This window comes from Paraburkholderia sp. J7, assembly GCF_905220155.1.
GTDB lineage: Bacteria > Pseudomonadota > Gammaproteobacteria > Burkholderiales > Burkholderiaceae > Paraburkholderia.
Genome location: NZ_CAJMYZ010000003.1, coordinates 41,319 through 64,999 on the forward strand (window position 1 = coordinate 41,319; position 23,681 = coordinate 64,999).

A 23,681-nucleotide genomic window follows, 5' to 3' on the forward strand; every position below is an offset into this window, starting at 1 on the left:
ATCTGCCTGTGCTAGGCGGCGCCCGGCAGACCTAGCTGGGTGCGGCCGAGCGCGGTGAGATCGGCTACGCCCGCCCGGTCCGCCAGATCGGCTTCGATGTGCTCAGGGGGAAAGTCCGGCGGGCTGCGGCCTTCGAGGAAACTCGGCAACTGGCGCTGCAAATAGGCGTCGTTCTTCGCGCAACCCGGCGTGGCCGGAATGTACATCACGTTGCTGTATCCCGTGCCGCGGTGCTCGTCTTCCACCGAGTGAATCACGTCGCAGTGCCAGAACACGGTGTCGCCGGCCTGCATCTGCGGAATCGATGTCAGCGCGTCGATGAGCGGCGCGTGCCATTCGGAACTGATCGGCAGCCCGCGGCCCGGCAGCGCGCCGCACAGGTCGTCTTCGGCCACGTCGTCCTGCAGCGCGCGCAGGAGCACGTACGCCATGGCGTTGGCGATCGGCACGATCTGCAGCGTGCCGTCGCCGGGGCCCTGCGGCGTGAGCGCGGTCCAGCCCTGGAAGGTGCGGAACATCGAAGAAGCGATGCGCGAAGGAATCTCGCTCGCGTGCGTGCGGTAAGCGCCGTCGAACGGGTCGTAGCGCCGCCAGTCGCCCGAGAACACGTGGCGATACACCTGGCGGAAGCTCTCGTCGACCCAGCGCTCGACCGCGCCGCCGTCGCAATGCGCGGCGAGGCCGGGCGCCGCCGTTCCGGGCGGCCGGCGCCGCAGGCGGTCGGCGTAGGCGGGCACGACATCGGGATCGAAATGCACGCGCCCTTCGCTCTCGTGGCGCCACAGGCGGTTGAGGAACACGCGCGCGGCGGTGAGTTCGGCGGACTCGCGCGCCTGCACCTGCGGGCGCGACCAGTACAAGCCGTAGATCAGCGGGCGGCTCGCTTGCGGCGGGAGGGCATTGCGCTGCGCCGCGCGTTGGGTTGCGAGCGCGTCGAGATCGTTGCGCGCCACGTACTCCGCGATTTCGGCATCCCAGCGCGCGGCCTGCTCCGGCTCGAATACGCGGCGGATCACGCAGGCGCCACGCGCTTTCACGCGCGCGATCGTCTCGGCGCTCACGCGCTGCGCCGCGATATCGGCGAAGGCGATCTCCGGAATCACGGACTCGCCCGCCTCGCGCAGCCGCGCGATGCTCCGCGCCTCTTCGCCTATGGCCTGCGCGACCTCCTCGAACACTTCGCGATAGTTCGGCAGTTGCGCGCGCAACATGCGCTTGGCCTGCCGGATCGCGGCCGGGACATCGTCGATCTGAAGTGCCGCCATGCGTGTCTCCATCGGGGTTGAATGCCGTCGTTTAACGGCAAGCATACGCTCGAATGGGGCGCTTCTGGCCGGTTCAACGCAGGCGACATCTTCAGAAAGCTGGCTGGACATGAGCGGCGTGCGGCTTGAGCGACCCGATACGCGCCGACCTCCTCAGCCGCCCACGCGACTGGTATCGCCGTCACTGCGCTCCCAGAACACCACTCGGCGCTGCACCGCGCGCACGGCCTGCGCGCCGCCCACGCCAATGACGGCGAGCAGCACGACGCCCGCGAACATCGTCGCGACGCTCATATTGACCGAGGCCGAACTGATCAGATAACCGAGCCCGCGCTGCGAAGAGAGAAACTCTCCGACCACCGCGCCGATCAGCGCCAGCGACACGCCGATCTGCAGGCCGCTGAAGATTTCGGGCGCGGCGCAAGGCAACTTCACGTGCAAGAACAGAAACGCACGCGAGGCCGAGAATGCCCGGCACGCGTCGAGCAGATCCGGGTCGGCGCGCTTGAGGCCATTGACCGTGTTCACGAACAGCGGGAAGAAGCACACGAGCACCACGAGCACGACCTTCGAGGCGCTGCCATAGCCGCACCAGACGAGAATGATCGGCCCGAGCGCGACTTTCGGCATGGCCTGCAGGCCAGCGAGCAGCGGGAACACGAAGCGCTCGAACGTACGCGACTCCGCGAGCACGGCACCGGTCGCGACGGCGAGCACGCTGCCGATCGCGTAGCCAAGCAGTGTCTCGCCGAGGGTCGCGGCAATATGCGGCCACAACGTGCCGTCCGCGAAGCCCGCCGCGAGTGCCCGGCCCACTTCGGCGGGCGCGGGCAGCACATAGTCCGGTATCGACCACCATGCGACCACGGCCTGCCAGCAGGCGATCGCGGCCGCGAGGCTCACGAGCGGATACAGCGCCGCGGGCATGCCTTTGCGCTTTCGTTGATTCATTGGAAGTGCCTCCGCAAATACGCGCACGCATCGACGAATGCCGTGGAACTGAGGGTGTCCGCGTCACGCGCTCGCGCGATCGGCACCACCAGTTCGTCGACGATGCGGCCCGGCCGCGCCGACATGACGACGACGCGATCGGCGAGAAAGACCGCCTCGGGAATGCTGTGCGTAATGAACAGCACCGACTTGCGCTGCGCGAGCCAGATACGTTGGAGTTCGAGCGTGAGCCGCTCGCGCGTGAGCGCGTCGAGGGCGGCAAAGGGCTCGTCCATCAGCAGCAGTTCGGGGTCGTGCAGCAGCATGCGCGCAATGCCCACGCGCTGCTGCATGCCGCCGGAAAGCTCGGCTGGATAGTTGCGCGCGAAAGCATCCAGTCCCACGAGTTCCAGCAGTTCCCGTGCGCGCGCCTGTGCGTGCTCCATCGGCAGGCCGAGCGTGCGCGCGGGCAACAGCACGTTGTCGAGTACGTTGCGCCACGGCAGCAGGTTCGGCTTCTGGAACGCTACGCCGACCTGGCGGCCCGGCTTCGTCAGCGCCGCGCCGCCGAGGCGCGCACGCCCCGAGGTCGGCGCAATCAGCGCCGCCGCCACCTTGAGCAAGGTGGACTTGCCGCAGCCGGACGGCCCCAGCAGCGCGACGAACTCGCCCGCCTCGATACGCAGGTCCACGTCGAGCAACGCGTCGATCGTGCCGGTACGCGTGCGGTAGCTCACCGAGACCCGCTCGGCATGAAAGGCGCTCGTGCTCATGGCGCGCGCCTCGCTGCGTCGAGGAACTGCAGCACGCGCGGCCACGAAGCCTCGTTTGCGCGCGCATTCGCGGCGGCCGTGCCGCCTGCCGTGATCGGCACGCGCGCGACCGGATGCACGCGTGCGATCTGCGTGGTCGGCACATGCGGAAACAGGATCGAGTGGCCCGCGCCCTCGTAGCGCAAATGTTCGACGCGGCGCGGGAAGCCGCGCGCCGCGAGATCGGCGGCGATCATTTCGGCGTAGCGCGACGATGGCCAGAAGCCGTCGTCGGTGCCTGAAATCAGCAAGACCGGTCCGGCAATGCGTTCGACGGGAATACGGGCGCGGGCCACCGCCTCGGCGTCGCCGAGCGCCGACTCGAAGGCCGGCGCCTGACGCACCGGTTCGCCCGGCGCACTCGCGTGGCGGAACGCGGTCCAGTCGGCGTGCGTATTGCGCTCCCACACATGCGCGAGCGCGCGGCCGCCAAGCGTCCACGCGACCGAATCCGGCGGTTCGCCGGGCGCGCCCGCGCGCAGCGTGCCGTGCAGCACGGCGCTCGGCACATAGCCGATCACGGCCGAAACCCGCTCGGGCCACGTCGCCGCGAGCAGCAACGCGAGTTCCCCGCCGCGCGACTGTCCCGCCACGGCCACAAAATCGTTTTGCGGGTGCACGCTCTCGCGCAGCCAGTCGAGCGCCGCCGCGAAGTATTCCAGCGGCGTGTGCGAAATGGTGGGCGGCAGTCCCGGCGCGTTGAAATAGCCGAGCGCGAGCGCCGTGTAACCGTGCGCCGCATAAAGCGCCGCGCGCGGCTCGTTGATGCCGCCGCCCGAGCCATTGAGCACGACCACGGCCGGATGCGGCCCAGGCGTCGCGGGCGTGAACAGCGTGCCGACCACGCCCGCTTCGCGAATCTCGCGGCGCACGACGCCGTCGGCCACGTACTGTTGCACGAACTGCGCCGTGGCTGTGGTGCCCGCCTCTCCCATTTGGCGCGCAACGAGTTCGACGGTCAGCGGCTCGATGCTTTCCGCACGCGTCGGCTCGCTCACGCCGCGCATCGACCAGACCACGCCCATCGGCTGCGCGCCGCTGTGCGCGTAGTCGCCCGCCACGGGCGCGACCTCGCCGAGATCGGCGTTGCCGTCGGCATCGGTCGCGAAGCGGTTCGTGCCGCGCCATGCGCTGCCGTCCGGCATGTCGAGCCGCGCGGTCAACTCGACCTGCGCATGCGGCGCGAAGCCCTTGAGCACGATGCGCCGCGCGACATCGATCAGCGCAACGCGCGGCGTCACCTCGATACGCGCGCTCACGGCTGCTGCCGCGCGCGTTCGCGCAGCGCGGCCTCGTCGAAGTGGCTGAAGTCGGCCACGAACTGGTTCGAGAACAGTTGATCGAGCGGAACGTCGCCCTTCGGGAACTCGCCCACCCGCTGCATCTCGGCCAGATTCGCGCGCACGGCGGGCAAGTCGTATGCGCCGGGCTGGCGCGGTTTGCCGTCTGCAGTTCGCAGCACGCGGGAGAGACGCCGCTTGAGCAGTTCCTCCGCCACGCGCAGGTTGTGTGCTTCGTCGCCTGGCGGCTTCGACTCGGGGTGCGCCTCCCAGAAGGCCTTCACGCAGAACGCCGGATTCGCATCGCAGACGATTTGCGCTTCCGTATAGGCGCGGCCGAAGCGCACGATCAGGTCCGGCCGCTCGGCAAACGTATCGCGATGGGCAATGAAGCCGTTGCCGGCCGTTTCGTCGAACACGGCCGGATAGCGGAGGCGGCGGATCGGCGTGCCCGAAAGTTCCAGCATGTCGTCCCAGCTGCTGTTGAAATTGAGCGCGTCGACGGCGCCCGTTTTCAGTGCCTGAAACCCGGAGCCGAGCGAGCCCACGGGCACGTAGTCCACATTCTTGCCAGGCGTGAGCCCTGCCTCGCGCAACGCGGCGCGGCCACCCGGAATCGTGCCCCACGTGAGCGCGCCGACGCCGATCTTTTTGCCGTCCAGATCGGCCAGTCTTTTCACCGGCGACGAAGCGAGCACGGCGAACTCCATCGTGTTCGCGGGCACGCCGTTGTAAAAGTAGCGCACTGGCGGCGGCGTGCCGCCGTTCAGATAGCTCGACAGGAGCGGCTCCGAGGTCGGGTAGCCGAACGTGATGCGCTTGCTCGCCACCTGCGGAATCAGCGCCCCTGCGCCCTGGAACACGACGAGCTTCACGTCGAGCCCTTCGCTCTTGAAGAGGCCGAGCTTGTCGGCGGCGGCATAGGGCGCGCCGTCGTGCACGGCGGGCGGAATCGCGAGGCCGACCGTGACGGTATCGAGCGCATGGGCATCGCTTGCCGCGAGCGCGAAAAGCGGCGCGCAGGCCGCGGCGAGCCAGGCGGCCAGTCTGTTACGGGGTTTCATGGAATGAGTGGTCTCCGTGGGTGAGCGCGGTCGCGGCCACGCGGCGCGCGGCCTCGCGTTTGAGCGCAGCGCGGTCGATCTTGTTTGTCGAAGCGATCGGGAGCATGTCGACGAGCCACACCCGGCGCGGATGCTGAAAAGCGGGCGCGTGCTCCAGCGCGTAATGCTTGAGCGTGGCTTCGTCAGCCTGCGCGCCGGCTTTCAGGACGACGAACGCCACCGGCTTTGCGCCCTTGATCTCGTCGGCCACCGGCACGACGCACGCCTGCGCGACATCCGGATGGCGTTCGAGCAGGCGCTCGACTTCGCCCGGATAGATGTTCTCGCCGCCGCAGACGAACATATCGTCGCGGCGGCCGACGAACGTGTAGAAGCCCTGCGCGTCGCGGCGGAAGACGTCGCCGGTGCGGTAGTAACCGTCTTGTGTGAGCGGCGCGCGCACGTCCGGGCGGTTGTGATAGCCGGTCATCAGCGCCGGGCTGCGCAGATGCAGCTCGCCCTCCTCCGCCTGAGCGCCGTTCTCGTCGACGAGACGCAGCTTGACGAGCGCATGCGCGGCGCCGACCGAAAGCGGCGGCGTCGGCAAGCCCTGAGGATGCGGGCCGAACACGACCGGCCCGCCCTCCGTGGTGCCGTACGCGTTGATGACGCGCGCGTTCGGCAGCAGTGCGTGGATCTGTTGCAACAGCGCGGCGCTGACGGGCGCCGAGCCCATCCGCACGTAGCGCACGGAGGAAAGATCGCTTTGCGCAAGCAGTTCGCGCTGTTGCAGCATCATGGCGATCATCGGCGGCACGGCGGTGAGCCACGTGCAGCGCCAGGCGGCCACGGCGCGAATATAGTTGGCGGCCTCGAATTGCGGCAGCATCACGGTCGTTGCGCGCGCAGCCAATGTGAGGAACGCGAGCGCAAGGGCATTCATGTGAAAGAGCGGCGCGGCGATCAGCACGCGCTCACCTGCGAGCGGCTGCGACAGCAGGCGCGTGTGCACGACCCACAGGTGGCTCTCGTGCGACAGCACAACGCCTTTGGGCCGCCCTGTCGAGCCCGACGTATAGAGCATGAGCGCGGCTTCGCCCGGCAGCGGCTCGACTGGCTCGAAACGCGTCGCGCGCAGGTTCGCCACGAAGGCCGAAAACGGCGTGACGTGATCGGGCAATTCGCTTGCAAGCAACGGCGCGCGCGCATCGAACACGACGCCCGCGAGACCCGGTGGCAAGTCCGCCACGCGTTTCGCGTCGCAGAACACGAGGCGCGCGCCGCTGTCCGCTATCACGTCGGCGATGAGCGCGCGAGGGAAGCGGAAGTTTACAGGCACCGCGACGAGACCCGCCCGCATGATGCCCAGCACCGTCGCAACATAATGCGCCGAGTTCGCGGCGAGCACGGCGATGCGCTCGCCGCGTGCGTGGCGCGTGGCGAGCGCTGCTGCGACGCGGTCCGCCAGCGCGTCGAGTTCTCCGAAACGGTAGCGCACCGGTGCCAGCGCGTCGTCGAGTTCGATGAGCGCGAGCGCTTCGGCGTCGCCGCTGCGGTTGATCAGATCGCCGAGGTTTCGCGGCAAGCTCATGGCACGAACTCCAGCAAGGTATCGAAACGGGGCAACGCGACAAGGCTACGTGTGGCTTCCACTTCATACGGCAATTGCGCGTTCTGCGCGTACGCACCGATCTCGCGCCACTTTGGAGTCCGAATCGTGACCGCGCCGTAGCGCGGCACGCGCGCCGTAACATGCCCGGCCAGCGCGCCGAAATGCGCGTCAAACTGGGCGCGACTGTGAAAGACCAGCTCGAAGCCCGGCTCCGGTTCGCCGAGACGCGCATAGGCCGCGCGCTCCGCGTCCACGAGGTGCAGCGCCGCGAGCGCATACGCGCCGTTGGCATGGGTGCGCCACGCTTCGCGGAACACGAACTCGGGCGTGAGGTGCTGGCAGAAGTACACACGCCCGCCCGGCAATTGGCCGGACCCAAGGCGCACGGTCACGAAGCGCGCATCGCCGAGCCCCGCCACCGGCCGCGAGAAGTGCTGCGGCGGCGTTGCGTCGAAACCGGCAGCGCGCAGTTCGTCAAAGGTGCGTTGCGGATCGTCGCTGCGCAAGACGAGGCCATCCGCGCCAAGCGGGCTTGCGGCGATCTCCGGCCGCGTGGCCGAGCCGTCGGCGGGCAGGCCGATCAGTTCGAGATAGTGCCCTTCGAACACGATCGCGTGATTGATCGAACCGAGCGTGTGGAACCCGCGCGGCGTGAGCGTAAAGCCCAGTGCGCCGAACAGCGCTTGCGCCGCGTCGGTGTCGTAGCGCGTGTTGATGACGAGGTGATCGAGGCTCAGCATCACGGGCGAGCCGGCTGCGGCGCGGGCGCGGCTGCGCCGGCGGTGGAATAGGCGCCACGGCCGCTCGCGACGAGTTTGCCGTCCGCGTCGAACACCTGCGCTTCGGCCGTCGCGATCTGCGCGCCAAAGCGGATCACCTTGCCCTTCACGCGCAGGTCGCCCGGCAGCGCCGCGCGGTGGTAATCGACGCGCAGGTCGATCGTCGGCACGCCGCGCCCCGTCTTCGAAACGAGCGCCCAGTCGGCGGCGAGGTCGACCAGCGCGGCCAGGATGCCGCCATGCGTGTAGCGCTTTTCGGGGTTCACGACCCATTCCTCGCGCCACGCCGCCGTGAGTTCGATCTCGCCGTCGGCCACCGCGACGACCTTCAGCCCGAGCCATTCGTGATACGGACCACGGCGCAGACGCGCCTCTACGTCTTCGGCTGTCGGCAATGCCGTTGGGTTTGCTGCCTGATTCATGCGTATTCTCTCCTTGCCCCGATTACGGTGTGACGACGATCTTGCCCAGCACCTCGCGGTCGCGGATCAGGCGCAAGCCCTGAGCGGCCTCTTCAAGGGGCAGCACGCGGTCGATGGCGGGCGTAAGCTCGCCGCGCGCGATCTGCGCGAGCAGCGCACGCAGGTTGTCGTCGTAGAAACTGTTCGAGCCGATCACCTTCAGTTCGAAACTCCAGATGTAGCGCAGGTCTTCCTTCGGGTCGTGGCCCGCCGTCGCGCCGCATACGAGCACCGTTCCGCCGCGCTTGACGCACTTGAGCGAAGGCACCCAGGTTTCGCCGCCCGTGAAATTCACGAGCACGTCCACGCCGCCCTCCTGGCTGCGCCGCTGCGGTTTGCCGTACTGCGCGATCGCCCACTTCGAGAAGTCAGTCGTGCGGTAATTGACGACGTGGTCGGCGCCGAGCGCCTTCAGTTGCGCGGCCTTTTCGTCGCTGCCCGCGCAGGCGATCACCTCGGCGCCGAGTTGCTTCGCGAGCAGCAGCGAAGCCGTCCCCACGCCGCCGCTCGCGCCGAGAATCAGCACGCGGTCGCCGGCCTTCACGGTCTGGTGCGTGATCAGCATGCGATGCGCCGTGCCATACGCAACCGGCAGCGCCGATGCCGCCTCGAAGCTCACCGCGTCGGGCAGCGGGATCAATTGCGCCGCGGAAACGGCGCAATATTCGGCCATGCCGCCGTCGAGCATCTCGCCCATCAGCCCCTTCTCGCGGTTGAGCGGGTTCACAAGCACGCGCTCGCCAATCTTCCAGCCTTCAACGCCCTCACCGACGGCGACGATCTCACCCGCCATGTCGAGGCCGATCACGACCGGCAACGGCACCTTGATGCCCGGCATGCCCTTCACCGTGAAAACGTCGTGATAGTTGAACGACGAAGCGCGCACGCGGATCACCACGCCGCCCGGCTCGGCCCGCGGCACGGGCTTGTCGCTCACGACCTCGAGCTGGTCGAGATCGCCGTGCGCGCGCAGCACGAGCGCCTTCATGGTGGAAGGAAGGGAAACTGCCATATCTGGACTCCGAATGAATGCTGAAAGAAAGATGAGGGTTACTGAATGGATCGCGAGGCGGTGTAAGGCGCGGTGTCGAACAGACCGGCAGGCAACTCACCTTGAATCACGCCGCCGTCGACAAAGATCTTGTGCTCGTGCTGCAAGGTCTCGATGTCGGCCGGCTCGAAACTCACGCGGTTGATTTCGGACCAGCGCGCCGCGTAGGCATCGGCGTCGGCCGCAGGAAGGTTCGCGCTCTTTTGCAGGATCGCCGAAACGTCGCTGTGGTGTGCGGCGCCCCATTGCAGCGCGGTGCGCAAGCCGGCAATCAGCTTCGCCGCGTCGGCCGGATGCTGCGCGAGCCAGTCCGCACGCACCGCGCTCACGCCGATATACGGCACGGCGTCGCTCTTCGTGAGCTTCTTCCATTCGTCGCCGAACGTGCCGAGCTGGCGCACCTTCAGGTCCTTCAACTGCGCCACGGTGATCGTGCGCACCGCCGCTGCATCGACCTGCTTCTGCACGAGAAACTGCGCGAGACGCCCTTCGTTGCCTGGCACGATCGAAAAGTCGGCGCTGTGAATGCCGTAGTTGCCTTGCAGAACGGCGGTTGCGATCGATGCGACCGAGCTTCCCGGCGGCGACATGCCAACCTTCTTGCCGCGCAACTCGGCAAGCGAGCGGATAGGCGAGTCTTCGGGTGCAACGAAAGCGACGTCGGCGGGCTGGGTCGCGAGCACGATGCGCAGCGGCGCGCCTTGCGAAGCGGAGCTGAACACGGCGGAAGCCGGCGCGGCGAAGGCGAAGTCGATTGCGCCGGCCGCGAGCGCCCGGTTCGGCGCATTGACGTCGGCGAAGCGCACGAACTGCACGTCGAGCCCGCGCTGCTGCAGGAAGGGCTTCGCCTCCAGCACCGCCCCAAAGCCAAGGCTCACGCCGCTCGTCCAGTAACCGATCCGGACGGTGTCGGCCAGCGCCGTTTGCGCGGCGCAAGCCGAAGCGGCGGCGACCAGCGCCGTAACGGCTGCCCGCTTGATGTGTCGTGTCATTTGCATGGTGTCATTCCCCGTAGTCAGTGGATTCAGGCCGCGCGCTTCCAGCGGAAGAGGCGGCGTTCGATCGGCTTGAGCACGCCCGCCTCGAGCAGCAGCATCAGCACGACGAGTGTCACGGTCCAGGCGAACACCTGATCCGTTTGCACGAGATCCGCGGCCTGGCGCAGCCTGTAGCCGATGCCGTCCGACGAGCCGATCGTCTCCGCCACGAGCGAGACGCGCCAGCCGAAGCCGAATGCGAGCCGTGCGCCCGCGAAAAAGTGCGGCAGGATGGTCGGCAGGTAGATCTTGCGCATGATCTGCGCGGGCGAAAAACGCAGGCTTCGCGCGAGTTCGACGTGCTGCGTGTCGACGGTCAACGCGCCCTGCCATACGTTGGTCAGGATCAGCGGCATAGCGGTCATGAAGACGACGAATATCGTCGTTGCGTTCGAAATGCCGAACCAGATGATCGCGAACACAGCCCAGATCGCCGACGAGACCGTGTTCACGATTGCCAGCAACGGCTCGAAAAAGCGCGCCGCGCGCGGGCTTGCGCCAAGGGCCACGCCGAGCGGCGCACCCACCGCGGCCGCGAGCGCGAAGCCCGCCAGCACGCGGTAGAGCGTCGCGCCGAGATCGCGGAAGAACGAGGGCGAGTGCAGCAACGCAACGAGCGCGTGCGCAACCTGCCCGGGGCCCGGCATCACGAAGGCCGGCATGCGCCGCGCCGCGATCCACCAGACCCCCACGAGCAGGGCCACGAGCGCCACGCGCTGCGCGGCGAGCGAAACGAAGGAACGGGACAGCAAAGCAGGCATCGAAGGGCCCTGGCGGCGTGCAGTAGTGGATGGCAACAGGCTCATACCAGCAGGCGAAGACGGCGGATCGCTTCCGCGACTTCGGCGTCGGTCGCGCTTCGCGGGCGCGGCAGACTGACGGGCACGATCTCGCGCACGCGGCCGGGGCGCGGCGCCAGCACGATCACGCGGTCGGCGAGCACGATGGCCTCCTCCACGTCGTGCGTGACGAAAAGGATCGTGGTCGGGCGCAGCGCGCGCAGCCGCAACACTTCGGCGTGCATCTGCGCGCGCGTTTGCGGGTCGAGCTTCGAGAACGGCTCGTCCATCAGCAAGATGCCCGGCTCGCTCACCAGGCTGCGCGCGAGCGCCACGCGACTGCGCATGCCGCCCGACAGCTGATGCGGGTGGTGTTCGGCAAACGCAGCGAGACCCACCATGTCGAGCACGGCCGCCGCACGCTCGCGCCGCTCACGGGCCGCAAGACGCGGGCGGGCCGATTCGAGCGCGAACTCCGCGTTGGCTCGCACCGTGCGCCACGGCAGCAGCCGGTCTTCCTGAAACATGTACGAAAGCGACTGCCGCCCATTGCCAGGCGCGACGCGCTCGCCGTGCAGCCACAGTTCGCCCGAATCGGCCCCGGCCAGGCCCGCGACGATGTTGAGCAGCGTGCTCTTGCCGCAGCCCGAGGCGCCGAGCAGCGCCACGATCTCGCCCTGCCCGACGTCGAACCGGATATCGTCCAGCACGCTTAGTGATCCGAAATATTTACCGATGCCGCGCACCGAAATGGCCGCTGTCGTCACCTTCTCAACTCCGCAACGGTATACACGGGCAGCGACGCGCCCGAGCTGGACAAGCTCGCGTAGACCTTCTCCATCGTCATGTCGCGGAACGTTTCGATGTGCCGGCGGGCGATCGTTTCCGCGCGCCGTGCGTCGTTGGTCTCGAATGCGTCGATCATCGAATTGTGGTCGTGACGGATTTCCGGCTTGGTGCCCTGCACGCCGAAGCCGAGCGCGACGAGGCGCGACATCTCGTCCATCAGGTTGGCGAGCGTGTGGTGCAGGCGTACGTTGCCGCTTGCCTGGGCGATCGCGAGATGGAACTCGCGGTTCGCGTCGAGAAAGACGTCGATCTGGTCGGAGAGCTCACGCTCGGGGTAAGGCACGCGGCAAGCGGCTTCCAGCTTGCGCAGCAGCGCGACGTCGACACGCCCGCACGCAAGGCGCGCCGCGAGCGGCTCCAGTTGCACGCGCAGGGCGAAGACCTCTTCGACGTCGCGTAACGTGATCGGCGCGACGCGGTAGCCCTGACGCGGCATGGCGCGAATGAACCCTTCGTGAACGAGCCGCACGAGCGCCACACGGCACGTGCTTTTGCCGATCCCGTAGTGCTCCATCAACTGGCTTTCCGTGAGGGTCGCGCCAGGCATGAAGCGGCACGACAGCACATCGCGGCGGATTCGCCAGTAGGCGTCCTCGCCGCGCAGCGCCGGCAGGTCGCTCTGTTCCGGCTGGCCGGATGCAATGCCAGTTTCGTTCATCTCGCACTCGCCTTCGTGAGCTGCTCACAATTCGTTCTTGAGGCTTCCATGCAAGCATCGTAGTCGTGCAGGGGCGCCTTGATAACGAATAAAACCGACGAATGATGTGCGCAATCGCGATATCGTGAGCGGCTCAGAGATAAGCATCTGACAATATCTTGGTTGTGCCGGCGACGAAACGGACTAAGGTGAGAAGCGCTTTGCCGCGCACGCGCGGCCGTTTCAGCGTATTTCCATTAAGGCACAAGAGACATGTCGATCGACAAGCATGACGACCCCGCTGCAAACCGCCCGCGACGGGCACTGATCAAGCTCGCGTCGCTCGCCGCGACCGGCGCCGCCCTGCGCGGCGTAACGGGAATTGCAGGCGCGGCCGCGCTGGCGCTGCAAAGCGGTACGGCGCGCGCACAAGACGCCAGGGTGCTGCGCATCGGGTTTCAGAAGTACGGCAACTTCGTCGTGCTAAAGGCACGCGGCACCCTGGAAAAGCGGCTGGCGCCGCTCGGCTTCTCGGTCCAGTGGCTGGAGTTCCCGGGCGGCCCGCAGCTGCTGGAAGGGCTGGCCGCGGGCGCGGTGGATGTCGGCACGGTTGGGGAAACGCCGCCCATTTTCGCGCAGGCCGGTGGCGTGGACTTTGTCTATATCGCGAGCGAACCGCCCGCTGCGCAGGGCGAGGCTATCGTCGTGCACCAGGACTCGCCGATCCGTACGAGCGCCGACCTGCGCGGCAAGCGCGTAGCGCTGAACAAGGGCTCGAACGTGCATTATCTGCTCGTCAAAGCGCTCGAGAAGGCCAACCTGAAGTACGAAGAGATTCAGCCAATCTATCTCGCGCCCGCCGACGCGCGCGCCGCATTCACGAGCCGCAGCGTCGATGCATGGGTGATCTGGGACCCGTACCTCGCGGCCATCGAACGCCAGGCCAACGCGCGCTCGATCGCAAACGGTGAGCGCCTCGTGCGCAATACGCAGTACTACATTGCGAGCCGTGGCTTCGCGAACGCGCACGCGCCGATCATCCACGCGCTGCTCGACGAGATCGGCGCGGTGGACACGTGGGCGCGCGACAACGTGCCCGCCGTGGCCACGCAGCTTTCGCCTCTCGTGGGGCTCGATGCGCCGACGCTCGAAGTCGCGCTCAAGCGAGCGGGATACGGCGTGCAGCCCATCGATGCCGCCACCCTCGCCTATCAGCAGCAGATCGCCGACACCTTCTCCGGTCTCAAGCTCATTCCGAAGAAGCTCGTCGTGGCCGACGCGCGCTGGCGCTCGGCCTGAACGCGCCTGCGCCACGAACCGCCGCCATGCGCAGCGGTCGGGGCGCATGGCGCGTGCAGCCCGCTTCAGAAGCCCAGATCCGCACCGCCAGGACCGCCGGCCGGCGCCGTCGCAGCTCCGGCTTTGGGCGCTTCGTGCACGGTCGCGTCGGTCGTGAGCAAGAGGCCCGCCACTGAAGCCGCGTTTTGCAGCGCCGTGCGCGTGACCTTGGTCGGGTCGAGCACGCCCTTCTCGACGAGGTCGCCGTATTCGCCTGTGGCGGCGTCGTAGCCGAAGTTGCCGGAGCCTTCCGCGACACGCGCCGCCACGACGCTCGCCTCTTCGCCGGCATTCGTGACGATCTGGCGCAGCGGCTCCTCCAGCGCGCGCAGCACGATTTTCACGCCCGCTGTCTGGTCGGCGTTGTTGCCCTTCACGTCGAGAATCGCCTGGCGCACACGGATCAGCGCGACGCCGCCGCCCGGCACGATGCCCTCTTCCACGGCCGCGCGCGTGGCGTGCAGCGCGTCGTCCACGCGGTCCTTCTTTTCCTTCACTTCGATCTCGGTCGCGCCGCCCACCTTGATCACCGCCACGCCGCCCGCGAGCTTCGCCACGCGTTCCTGAAGCTTCTCGCGATCGTAGTCGGACGTGGCTTCCTCGATCTGCGCGCGAATCTGCTTCACGCGCGCTTCGATGCCGGCCGCTTCGCCCGCGCCGTCGATCACGGTCGTGCTCTCCTTGCCCACCTCGATGCGCTTGGCCTGCCCCAGCTCCTGCAGCGTGGCCTTCTCAAGCGTGAAGCCCGTTTCCTCCGCGATCACCTGGCCGCCCGTGAGAATCGCGATATCTTCGAGCAGTGCCTTGCGGCGGTCGCCGAAGCCGGGTGCCTTCACGGCAACCGTCTTGAGTACGCCGCGAATGTTGTTGACGACGAGCGTGGCGAGCGCTTCGCCCTCGATGTCCTCGGCGATGAGCAGGAGCGGCCGGCCCGCTTTCGCCACCTGTTCGAGCACCGGCAGCAAGTCGCGAATGTTCGAGATCTTCTTGTCGTGCAGCAGAATGAACGGGTTTTCGAGTTCCGCGATCTGCTTGTCGGGATTGTTGATGAAGTACGGCGAGAGATAGCCGCGGTCGAATTGCAGGCCTTCCACGACGTCGAGTTCGTCGGCGAGCGACTTGCCGTCTTCCACCGTGATCACGCCTTCCTTGCCCACCCGGTCGATTGCCTCGGCAATGCGCTGGCCGATCGACTCCTCGCCATTGGCCGAGATGGTCGCGACCTGTGCGATCTCCTTGCTCGTGGTCGTGGGCTTGCTGATCTTCTTCAGCTCCTCCACGGCCGCCAGCACGGCCTTGTCGATGCCGCGCTTCAAATCGAGCGGGTTGAGCCCGGCGGCCACGTACTTCTGGCCCTCGCGCACGATGGCTTGAGCCAGCACCGTGGCGGTCGTGGTGCCGTCACCGGCCGCGTCGCTGGTTTTCGAGGCGACTTCCTTGACGATCTGCGCGCCGATGTTCTGCAGCTTGTCGCCCAGCTCGATTTCCTTCGCGACCGACACGCCGTCCTTGGTCACGACGGGCGCGCCGAAACTGCGTTCGAGCACGACGTTGCGCCCCTTCGGGCCGAGTGTGACCTTTACGGCGTCGGCGAGCAGATTCACGCCTTCAATGAGTTTGGTGCGGGCGAGGTCGCCGAATACGATGTCTTTGGTTGCCATAGTGATGTTCTCTCAGGTTCCGTTATTGATTCACGACCGCGACGATGTCTTCTTCGCGCAGCACGAGCAGCTCGTTCCCATCGACTTTCACGGTTTGCCCCGCGTACTTGCCGAACAACACGCGGTCGCCCACGTTCAGGTCCGGCGCAATGCGGCGGCCGTCGTTGTCGCGACGGCCCGGACCCACGGCGAGCACCTCGCCCTGATCGGGCTTTTCCGCGGCGCTATCGGGAATGACGATGCCCGACGCGGTGCGGGTTTCCTGGTCGAGTCGTTTGACGATCACGCGATCGTGCAAGGGGCGCAGGCTCATGGGCGGCTTTCTCCGGGGTGTTCTCGATGAGATTGGCACTCGCCACGTGCGAGTGCTGATGGAAAACCCAGTATAGAAAGCGCGCGAGCGGCGCTCCAATAACGAATTGGCAGATGGATATCTCGCGAACGCGCCTATGGATATCGCGGTGACGCGACTCGCGGTTCGATGCCGCAGCGATGGAGGGGATGAAGGGGATGGAGGCGATGGTTGCGCGGGCACCGGTCAAGCCGCGCAACAAGGAGAAAACGCGGGGCGCATGCGCCCCGCGTTTTGTTATTGACGTGGCGCCAGAGCACGCACGACAGACACCAGCGCATCGACCTCGTCACAGGTGTTGTAGAACGCAAGCGAAGGCCGCACGCTCGCTTCGAGACCGAAACGCCGCAAGATCGGCTGTGCGCAGTGGTGCCCGGCGCGTACGGCAATGCCTTCCCGGCTCAACGCCTGCCCGACCTCCTCAGTCGTATAGCCCTTGAGCACGAACGAGAGCACGCTCGCCTTATCGCGCGCCGTACCGACGAGACGCACGCCTGGCACCGGCGCGAGCACACTCGTTGCGTACGCAAGCAAGTCGTGCTCATACCGGGCGATATTCTCGATGCCGATACGGCTCACATAGTCGAGCGCCGCGCCGAGACCCACTGCATCCGCGATATTGCCCGTGCCCGCTTCGAAGCGCGCGGGCGCACCATGAAACACCGTCTTTTCGAACGTGACGTCCTGGATCATGTTGCCGCCGCCTTGCCACGGCGGCATGGCTTCAAGCACCTCGCGTTTGCCGTACACGACGCCAATGCCGGTCGGACCGTAAATCTTGTGGCCGGAAAACACGAAGAAGTCGGCGTCGAGCGCCTGCACGTCCACGCGCATGTGCGAGATCGACTGGGCGCCGTCGACGAGCGCTTTCGCGCCCGCGCGATGTGCGAGTTCCACGATCTCCTGCACCGGCACCACGGTTCCGAGCGCATTCGAGACCTGCGTCACCGCAACGATCTTCGTGCGGTCGTTGAGCAGCTTGCGATACTCGTCGAGCAACACCTGGCCCGAATCGTCGACGGGAATCACGCGCAGCTTCGCGCCCTTGAGCGCCGCGAGCTGCTGCCACGGCACAATATTCGCGTGATGCTCCAGATGCGAGACGACGATCTCGTCGCCCTCGCCGACATTCTGCACGCCCCAGCTCTTGGCGATCAGATTGATCGCCTCGGTCGTGCCTCGCACGAACACGATCTCCTCGGGCGACGCAGCGCCGATGAAGCGCTGCACCGTTTTGCGTGCATGCTCGTAGGCGTCGGTTGCACGCGCGGCCAGTGCATGCGCGGCGCGGTGAATGTTCGAGTTCTCGTGCGCATAGAAGTACGCGAGACGATCGATCACGGCCTGAGGCTTGTGCGTCGTGGCGGCGTTGTCGAACCAGATCAGCTGTTTGCCGTTCACCCGCTCCTGCAGGATCGGGAAGTCGCGGCGTACGGCGTTGACGTCGAAAGGCGGATGAGCGCCGCGCAGCAGGTCGCCCTGTGCGGCGCCGCCAGTGCGTGTGCCGGGCGCGACGTCCTCTCTTGCGTCGAGGAAGTATCGCGCAGGGCCGTCCTGGCCATTGGTGTCCCGTCGATTGAGCGCGAGCAGTTCACGCAGCGCGTCTTCGCCTGGCAGTCCGAATGTCTCCGGTGTGGCAAGGCCTCGCGAAGGCACCTCGATTTCCTGCCCCTCCCGACTCCAGCCGTGCGTGGCCGATTGCGTGAAATAGAACGGCGAGCGCTCGATGGGCGCAACTGCGGCCGGAACCGGCTCCTCCGCTGCATACGCCTGCGGTACGCCGAGCAGCGCGCCGCCCACGCGTGGCTCCAGCGCGGGCGCGATTGCGACGGCGTTGTCCGGCAGGCCGTTTGCCGCCGCCGCATGCGGTGCGAGCGCCGGTGCGCGGTTGCCGAGCGAGAGCACGTGAGTCGGTGCGGAAGGCGCGAGGTTCGCGCCTGGCACCTTGCCCTGCGGCGGCGAGAGACCCGGCACGCCCGTGCCTGTGCCGGCCGGTCCCGCGAGCGGCGAGCCCGCGGGCGCCGGATTGCTGACCGAGGCGAGTATCGGTGCGGCCGCGGGCAACGCCGACGGCACGCCGCCCACGGCGCCGCTGCCCGCCGCGACTTCGGGTGCGCCCGCACTGCCCGGCAGCGAGTTGAAGAACTCGTTGGCGAGCCGCGCGAGCGTAGCGGGGTCCGGCAGACCACCCGGCAGCGGCGCGCGCCCTGCCGCTTGCGGCAATGCCGCGGGATTAGCGGTAGGTGTCTGGATAGTCATGGTACTTGCCGATCTCCACGTCATCGAGGACAGCCAGCGCGTCCGGCGAGTGGACGGCCAATGAGCAATACAGCGAGATCAGGTACGACGCGATCGCCTGATTGTTGATCCCCATGAAGCGCACCGAAAGCCCCGGTCCCTGCTCGCCCGCCACACCCGGCTGATAAAGGCCCACCACGCCCTGGCGCTTGTCGCCTACACGCAGCAGCAGGATCTTCGTCTTGCCGTCGGCGACCGGCACCTTGTCGGACGGAATCAGCGGAATGCCGCGCCACGTGAGGAACTGCGAGCCGAACAGGCTGACCGTCGGCGGCGGCACGCCGCGCCGCGTGCATTCGCGGCCGAACGCGGCGATCGCCAGCGGATGCGTGAGAAAGAACGCGGGTTCCTTCCACACTTTCGTGAGCAGTTCGTCGAGGTCATCGGGCGTCGGCGCACCGGTCAGCGGGAAGATGCGTTGCTCTTCCTCGACGTTCGCCAGCAGGCCGTAGTCGGGATTGTTGATGAGCTGGCTTTCCTGCAGTTCCTTGATCGTCTCGATCGTGAGGCGCAGCTGCTCCTTGATCTGGTCGTGCGGGCTGCTATAGAGATCGGAAATGCGCGTGTGAACGTCGAGCACGGTGCTCACCGCATTGAGGAAGTACTCGCGCGGCTGCTCCTCGTATGGCACAAAGGTCGTGGGCAGCGTGCCTTCGTCCTCGCGCGCGGTGCAGGCGGCTCGCACTGCTTCGGGATCCTTAACGCGATTCAGACGGTAAATGCCGGCTTCGACAGGCACCCATTGCAGCAGGTGCGTGAGCCAGCGCGGCGTGATCGTGGAGAGCTGCGGGACGGTCTTGGTGGCATTCGCCAGTTGCCGCGCGGCATTATCGCCAAGCGCGGTCTGGCCGCTCAGAGTCGTGGACATGAATGAAGGCTCCGGTTACTTATAACGAAAACTGCTTTGCTTATGAAGACGGCCGATTATGAGGAGAGCCATTCTCCGCTTCAACCGGCTATAGACATCAGGCGGAAACAGGCGGCATCAAGCGCAATGGCGCGACGCTGCGCGAAGCATGCGACGCCATTCCAGGCGCGAGTGCCCGTCCGAAAAGACATGCAATCAGGGAGACAGTGGAATGCCCGGCAGCACAGTGGCATGGACCGCGCCCCCGGCGCCGCCGGCAAGCAGGTCGCCGATATCCACGCCTAGCGCGCGAGCGAGCTTCTCCGCCGTGACGATGGATGCGATGGCCGCGCCACGCTCGATTTCGCCGACGTAGGTCCGATTCAATCCCGCATGCTCGGCGAGCCGCTCCTGCGACCACGCATGCGCTTCGCGCAGCCGCCGCACCGAGGCCCCGAAGTCGTGAACGATGGCGCTCATCGCGAGGCGCCCGCCGCAAGCGCAACCGGCGCGGCTGCGCCGGGCTCTGCCGTTGCGACCGCCGCCGGCGCGCGTGTTTCGTGGCGCGAGATGGCCTGCGTCACGTGCGCACCTGGCGGCACGCTCTCGGTCAGCCAGACGTTGCCGCCGATCACCGCGGCGCGCCCGAGGGTGACGCGCCCGAGTATCGTCGCGCCCGCGTAGATGACGACGTCGTCCTCGACAATGGGATGGCGTGCCAAGCCCTTTTCGAGGTTGCCGGCCGCATCGCGCGGAAAGCGCTTCGCGCCGAGCGTCACCGCCTGATAGACACGCACACGCTCGCCGATGACCGCTGTCTCGCCGATCACGACACCCGTGCCGTGATCGATGAAGAACGCGCTGCCGATCTGTGCGCCTGGGTGGATGTCGATGCCTGTGGCCGCGTGTGCGAGCTCCGAGATAATGCGCGCGAGCAGCGGCAAGCCGAGCCGGTACAGCTCATGTGCAAGCCGGTGATGCGTGATGGCAAGCACACCGGGGTAGCAGAGCAGCACTTCGTCCACGCTCCCTGCGGCGGGATCGCCGTTGAAGGCGGCGAGCACGTCGGTGTCGAGCAGCGAGCGGATGGCGGGCAGGCGCTGCGCGAACGCGCGCACCGCGGTCAGCGCGCGCGCATCGATCTCGTCCGGGGCGGTTTCCGCGTGCCGCGCCTTGTAGCGCAGTTCGAGCCGCGCCTGCGCGAGCAATGCATGCAGCGCCGCGTCGAGCGCGTGGCCCACATAAAAGTTTTCGCTCTCCTGGCGCAGATCCGGCGGCCCGAGCCGCATGGGAAACAGCACGCCCTTGAGCGTCTCGACGACTTCGGCCAGCGCCTCGCGCGCCGGCAGATCGCGGCCACCGGGCTCCAGCGCCCGCCGCTGCAGTTCGCGCCATTGTTGCCGCACGCCCTGCAGCGCGTCGACGATTTCAGCCACATGAAATACGGTCACGCCAGTTCTCTCTTCGTTGTTCGCATCAATGATCCGGCGAGCGGGTGCGCAACCGGGGCTGCTTTCGCCCTGTCTAGTCCTGCACCCACGGCAGGCCATGAAAACGCCAGCCGTTATGCAAGCCGCGATGCCCCGCATCGTCCAGTTCGCCTTCGAAGCCTTCGGCTACGTTGAAGACATGCGCAAAGCCCGCTTTGGCGGCGGCTTCGGCAGCCTGCGCCGAGCGGTTGCCGCTGCGGCACAGCAGCAAGACCGCGGCGGCCTTGCCGGTCTTCGCCTCTAGCTCGCGCACGAAGCGCGGATTACGCGTCAGGCTCGTGCCGGTCGCCCAGGCCACGTGCAAGGTGTCGGGCACGTGGCCGACGAACTTGCGCTCCTCGCCGGTGCGCACATCCACGAGCACCGCCTCGCCCGCCTGATGGAGCGCCCACGCCTGCTGCGCAGTCACGCTGCCCGCATACGGCAAACCGGCCGCCCGCGCGGCGCCAAGCGCGGCTTCGAGATCCGCGTGCAACGGCTTTTCCTGCAATGCCACTGTCATCAGTGCCTCCATGTAATGTTGGCGGCACATCAGGCCCTTTGGGAGAAGCTGCCGCCTTTAGACATCAGGAATTCACTATGCGGGCAAGGCGGCGCGCGTCCAACCAATTAAAAATGCTATCCAAATGGGCATACGCTTCACATGCAATTACGCCAGTTCAGCGGTGATCGCAGACGGCTTGTGCATCGCGAACCTTCGGCGCGACACCGTCAGCCGGTCAGCGGCCAATCACTACTCCACGGGAATCCACGGAGCGGTCGCCGCGTTGCTCGTGCGGAATGCCGGAAACTTCGTCCCCAGTTCGGCGATCGTGCGGATATCGTTCTTCACGAGATCGTCGCGCGTAACGAGCGTGGGCTTCACGACGATCTGATGGGCGAGCGGCTGCCCGGCCACGGCGATTGCCGCGGCGCGCACCGACACCGCGCCCACGACAGCGGGATTCGTCGCGGCCGTGGCCACCCACGCGCTGTTGGGCGCGCGAATCGCCTCGATGTCGGCGGTCGAGATGTCCGCACTGTAGATCCGCAGCTTGTCGCCGAGATTCGCCTCGTTCGCCGCGAGATTGGCGCCGCGCGCGAACTCGTCATACGGTGCGATCACCACGCGGATATCCGGATGGGCGCGATAGGCGGCCGCCGCCTGATTCGCCACGGACTGCGCAATCGGATTGTCCACGGTGCCCCAGCGCGCTTTTTCCTGAACCCCCGGATGCTCGCGCTTGAACGATTGCCACACCGCGTCGCGGCGATCGAGCGGTGCAAATCCCGCCACGTAGACGTAGCCGGCGGAAAACGCCTTGCCGTTATCCTTCACGGCCTGCGCAAGCAACAGCGATGCGAGATCGCCGTCGCTCTGCTCGATCTGCGGGACCTTGGGGTTCGCGAGATTGACGTCGAACGCAATGACCTTGATGCCCTTGTCGAGCGCCTGCTGCACGACGTCGCCCAGCGACTCGGGCAGGCCATGATTGACGATGATCGCGGACACGCCGAGATTGATGGCCTGCTGGATCTGGTCGCGCTGCTGCGCCGCGTCCTGACGCCCTTCATAAATGCGCAGATCGATGCCGAGCGCCTTCGCCTGCTTCTGTGCGCCCGCCTCGTAGGCCTGGAAGAAGTCGCCCTCGGAAATGTAGTTGACCAAAGCGACCTTGACGCCGCCTTTGTCGAACGGCGCGGGCGCGCCCTTCAGCGCCTCGGCGTGCGCAGCGAGCGAGCCAACAAGGCTCGCAGCGCAGAGCGCGAATGCGCCAAGCGCGCGGCGCGCCGAAGGACGGCGGCGTGATGCGCCGTTGTGAATGAGCTGATGAATCGATGTCTTCATGACGTTCCCGTTGTGTGTGTCTGGATCAATTCCAGGCGTGACGCGCCGGCTTCACGCCGTTGAGGTAGTAATTCCCGACGAGGTGATACTTCCAGCGCACCGGGTCATGCAGCGTGTGTGTGCGTGCATTGCGCCAGTGGCGGTCGAGATTGTGGACACTGAGCGTCGCCTGGGTGCCCGCCAGCTCGAACAGCTTCTCCCCTGCTAGCAGGGCGATTTCCGTCGTCAGCACCTTCGCCTCTCCCACGGCGACAGAGGCGCGCGCCACATCCTCTTCCGTCGTCGCACCCTGTGCCGCGAGTTCGTCGAGCACGCGCGCCGCGCGTTCGAGCAACGCCTCAGCCGCATGCAGCTGGATATGCAGATGGCCGACCTCACGGATCGTCAGCGGATCGTCGCTCGCGCGCTCGACACCGCTGTCGACCCACGGCCGGGTGCGCGCACGCACGAACGCGAGCGTGTCGTCGATCGCGGCGCGGGCAATGCCCGCATCGATCGCGGCCTGGATGATCTGCGAGACCGGACCATTGAGCGTGGGCTGCTCGGAAACACGATGCGCGGGCAACACGAGACTGGCCGGCACGCGAACGCTTTCGAGCGTGACGGTGCCGCTCGCGGTGGTGCGCTGGCCAAAACCGGACCAGTCGTCAACCACGCTGAGCCCTTGCGTGCCTCGCGGAATATAGGCGAGCCATCCCCTGCGGTCCTCGTCGAGTCCGAGCACGGGCACGAAATGGGCAAATAGCGCACCCGTCGAATAGAACTTGGTGCCGTCGACCACGTAGTGGTCCCCGTCACGGCGCACCCGTGTTTTCAGGTCGAGCACATGCTTCGTGCCCTTCTCCGAGAAACCGTTGCCGAAGCGCTTGCCGGCGAGCACCTGGCCGAACAGACCACGCTTTTGCTCCTCGGTGCCCGTTAGCGCGATCACGTCGACGAGACCGAAGTGGTTCTGCGGCAGTTGCCCGAGCGACGCGTCCGCGGCGGCAATGAGCTTGACCACTTCACTTAGGGTAACGAAAGAAACGCCAGCGCCGCCGTATGCCTTCGGCACCGTGATGCCCCACAGGCCCGAGCGCGAAAACCACTCGACTTCTTCATGCGGCAAACGCCGCTCGCTATCGCGCAGCGCGGCGCCCTCGGCCAGCCGTGCGGCCAGTTCCTTTGCAACCGCTATCGCCTCGCTGTCCGTGGCGATGACATGTGCGGCTTCGGTTGCGGGTGTGGCACCCTGTGCCGCGATGTCTGCCAGTGTCTCTGCCATGTTGTGCTCCGCTCGATCAGGTTGTATGACTCGCAAACCAGAAAATAAAATCTGCCGGCCTTCGGATG

General features: G+C 66.9%; 23 protein-coding genes. 1 reads left to right on the forward strand and 22 read right to left on the reverse strand.

The features are described 5' to 3' along the window. Window positions 1-11: 11 nt before the first annotated feature. The 13 genes from U5A58_RS05675 to U5A58_RS05735 form a co-directional block, all read right to left on the reverse strand. Window positions 12-1,265, reverse strand: a complete 1,254-nt coding sequence (locus U5A58_RS05675) for a DUF1479 domain-containing protein (protein WP_321960656.1) — start codon at window positions 1,263-1,265, stop codon at window positions 12-14. A 153-nt stretch (window positions 1,266-1,418) separates the two neighbouring features. Next, complete coding sequence (locus tag U5A58_RS05680; RefSeq protein WP_321960657.1) at window positions 1,419-2,216, reverse strand: ABC transporter permease; 798 nt, start codon at window positions 2,214-2,216, stop codon at window positions 1,419-1,421. Next, window positions 2,213-2,968, reverse strand: coding sequence for an ABC transporter ATP-binding protein (locus U5A58_RS05685; protein WP_321915568.1), 756 nt, complete (start codon window positions 2,966-2,968; stop codon window positions 2,213-2,215). Before U5A58_RS05685 ends, U5A58_RS05680 begins: the two co-directional genes overlap by 4 nt. After that, entirely contained in the window at window positions 2,965-4,266 is a 1,302-nt protein-coding gene (locus U5A58_RS05690) for an acyl-CoA thioesterase/bile acid-CoA:amino acid N-acyltransferase family protein (RefSeq protein ID WP_321960658.1), read from the reverse strand. The genes U5A58_RS05685 and U5A58_RS05690 overlap by 4 nt, the downstream gene beginning before the upstream one ends. Further along, window positions 4,263-5,351, reverse strand: coding sequence for an ABC transporter substrate-binding protein (locus U5A58_RS05695; protein WP_321960659.1), 1,089 nt, complete (start codon window positions 5,349-5,351; stop codon window positions 4,263-4,265). Before U5A58_RS05695 ends, U5A58_RS05690 begins: the two co-directional genes overlap by 4 nt. Further along, entirely contained in the window at window positions 5,338-6,921 is a 1,584-nt protein-coding gene (locus U5A58_RS05700; protein WP_321960660.1) for a class I adenylate-forming enzyme family protein, read from the reverse strand. The genes U5A58_RS05695 and U5A58_RS05700 overlap by 14 nt, the downstream gene beginning before the upstream one ends. Then, window positions 6,918-7,682 carry a VOC family protein gene (locus U5A58_RS05705; protein ID WP_321960662.1) on the reverse strand — a complete coding sequence of 255 codons (765 nt, stop codon included), beginning with the start codon at window positions 7,680-7,682 and terminating at the stop codon, window positions 6,918-6,920. The genes U5A58_RS05700 and U5A58_RS05705 overlap by 4 nt, the downstream gene beginning before the upstream one ends. Next, window positions 7,682-8,143, reverse strand: coding sequence for a PaaI family thioesterase (locus U5A58_RS05710; protein WP_321915563.1), 462 nt, complete (start codon window positions 8,141-8,143; stop codon window positions 7,682-7,684). Before U5A58_RS05710 ends, U5A58_RS05705 begins: the two co-directional genes overlap by 1 nt. A gap of 22 nt (window positions 8,144-8,165) precedes the next feature. Then, complete coding sequence (locus tag U5A58_RS05715; protein ID WP_321915609.1) at window positions 8,166-9,170, reverse strand: SDR family NAD(P)-dependent oxidoreductase; 1,005 nt, start codon at window positions 9,168-9,170, stop codon at window positions 8,166-8,168. Between the two features lie 62 nt (window positions 9,171-9,232). Further along, window positions 9,233-10,231 (reverse strand): ABC transporter substrate-binding protein, encoded by a 999-nt coding sequence (locus tag U5A58_RS05720; protein ID WP_321960663.1) that lies wholly within the window; start codon window positions 10,229-10,231, stop codon window positions 9,233-9,235. 26 nt (window positions 10,232-10,257) lie between these two features. Next, complete coding sequence (locus U5A58_RS05725) at window positions 10,258-11,031, reverse strand: ABC transporter permease (RefSeq protein ID WP_415774174.1); 774 nt, start codon at window positions 11,029-11,031, stop codon at window positions 10,258-10,260. 41 nt (window positions 11,032-11,072) lie between these two features. Beyond that, complete coding sequence (locus U5A58_RS05730; protein WP_321960665.1) at window positions 11,073-11,816, reverse strand: ABC transporter ATP-binding protein; 744 nt, start codon at window positions 11,814-11,816, stop codon at window positions 11,073-11,075. After that, the gene (locus U5A58_RS05735; RefSeq protein ID WP_321915559.1) at window positions 11,813-12,556 is read right to left on the reverse strand and encodes a GntR family transcriptional regulator; all 744 of its coding nucleotides are present in this window, start codon (window positions 12,554-12,556) and stop codon (window positions 11,813-11,815) included. The genes U5A58_RS05730 and U5A58_RS05735 overlap by 4 nt, the downstream gene beginning before the upstream one ends. A 252-nt stretch (window positions 12,557-12,808) precedes the next feature. Here U5A58_RS05735 and U5A58_RS05740 point away from each other — a divergent pair, with 252 nt between their 5' ends. Next, on the forward strand, window positions 12,809-13,834 hold the full coding sequence (locus U5A58_RS05740; RefSeq protein WP_321960666.1) for a sulfonate ABC transporter substrate-binding protein: 1,026 nt from the start codon (window positions 12,809-12,811) through the stop codon (window positions 13,832-13,834). A gap of 65 nt (window positions 13,835-13,899) precedes the next feature. On the opposite strand, the gene groL is transcribed toward U5A58_RS05740, so the two are convergent. The 9 genes from groL to U5A58_RS05785 form a co-directional block, all read right to left on the reverse strand. Beyond that, a complete protein-coding gene (groL, locus tag U5A58_RS05745; protein WP_321960667.1) occupies window positions 13,900-15,534 on the reverse strand; it encodes a chaperonin GroEL in 1,635 nt (544 codons plus the stop codon). A gap of 22 nt (window positions 15,535-15,556) precedes the next feature. After that, window positions 15,557-15,847: a co-chaperone GroES gene (groES, locus tag U5A58_RS05750; protein ID WP_199124958.1), complete on the reverse strand. Its 291-nt coding sequence runs from the start codon at window positions 15,845-15,847 to the stop codon at window positions 15,557-15,559. 276 nt (window positions 15,848-16,123) lie between these two features. After that, the gene (locus U5A58_RS05755; RefSeq protein ID WP_321960668.1) at window positions 16,124-18,145 is read right to left on the reverse strand and encodes a family 2A encapsulin nanocompartment cargo protein cysteine desulfurase; all 2,022 of its coding nucleotides are present in this window, start codon (window positions 18,143-18,145) and stop codon (window positions 16,124-16,126) included. Beyond that, the gene (locus U5A58_RS05760; protein ID WP_110854647.1) at window positions 18,120-19,052 is read right to left on the reverse strand and encodes a family 2A encapsulin nanocompartment shell protein; all 933 of its coding nucleotides are present in this window, start codon (window positions 19,050-19,052) and stop codon (window positions 18,120-18,122) included. Before U5A58_RS05760 ends, U5A58_RS05755 begins: the two co-directional genes overlap by 26 nt. Window positions 19,053-19,247: 195 nt before the next feature. Beyond that, window positions 19,248-19,511, reverse strand: a complete 264-nt coding sequence (locus U5A58_RS05765; RefSeq protein WP_321960669.1) for a helix-turn-helix transcriptional regulator — start codon at window positions 19,509-19,511, stop codon at window positions 19,248-19,250. Beyond that, window positions 19,508-20,482 (reverse strand): serine O-acetyltransferase EpsC, encoded by a 975-nt coding sequence (gene epsC, locus U5A58_RS05770; RefSeq protein WP_321960670.1) that lies wholly within the window; start codon window positions 20,480-20,482, stop codon window positions 19,508-19,510. The genes U5A58_RS05765 and epsC overlap by 4 nt, the downstream gene beginning before the upstream one ends. A 73-nt stretch (window positions 20,483-20,555) precedes the next feature. Further along, complete coding sequence (locus tag U5A58_RS05775; RefSeq protein ID WP_321915553.1) at window positions 20,556-21,023, reverse strand: rhodanese-like domain-containing protein; 468 nt, start codon at window positions 21,021-21,023, stop codon at window positions 20,556-20,558. A 231-nt stretch (window positions 21,024-21,254) separates the two neighbouring features. Next, the gene (locus U5A58_RS05780) at window positions 21,255-22,349 is read right to left on the reverse strand and encodes a substrate-binding domain-containing protein (RefSeq protein WP_321960671.1); all 1,095 of its coding nucleotides are present in this window, start codon (window positions 22,347-22,349) and stop codon (window positions 21,255-21,257) included. A 25-nt stretch (window positions 22,350-22,374) separates the two neighbouring features. Further along, entirely contained in the window at window positions 22,375-23,613 is a 1,239-nt protein-coding gene (locus U5A58_RS05785) for an SfnB family sulfur acquisition oxidoreductase (protein WP_321960672.1), read from the reverse strand. Window positions 23,614-23,681: the final 68 nt, after the last annotated feature.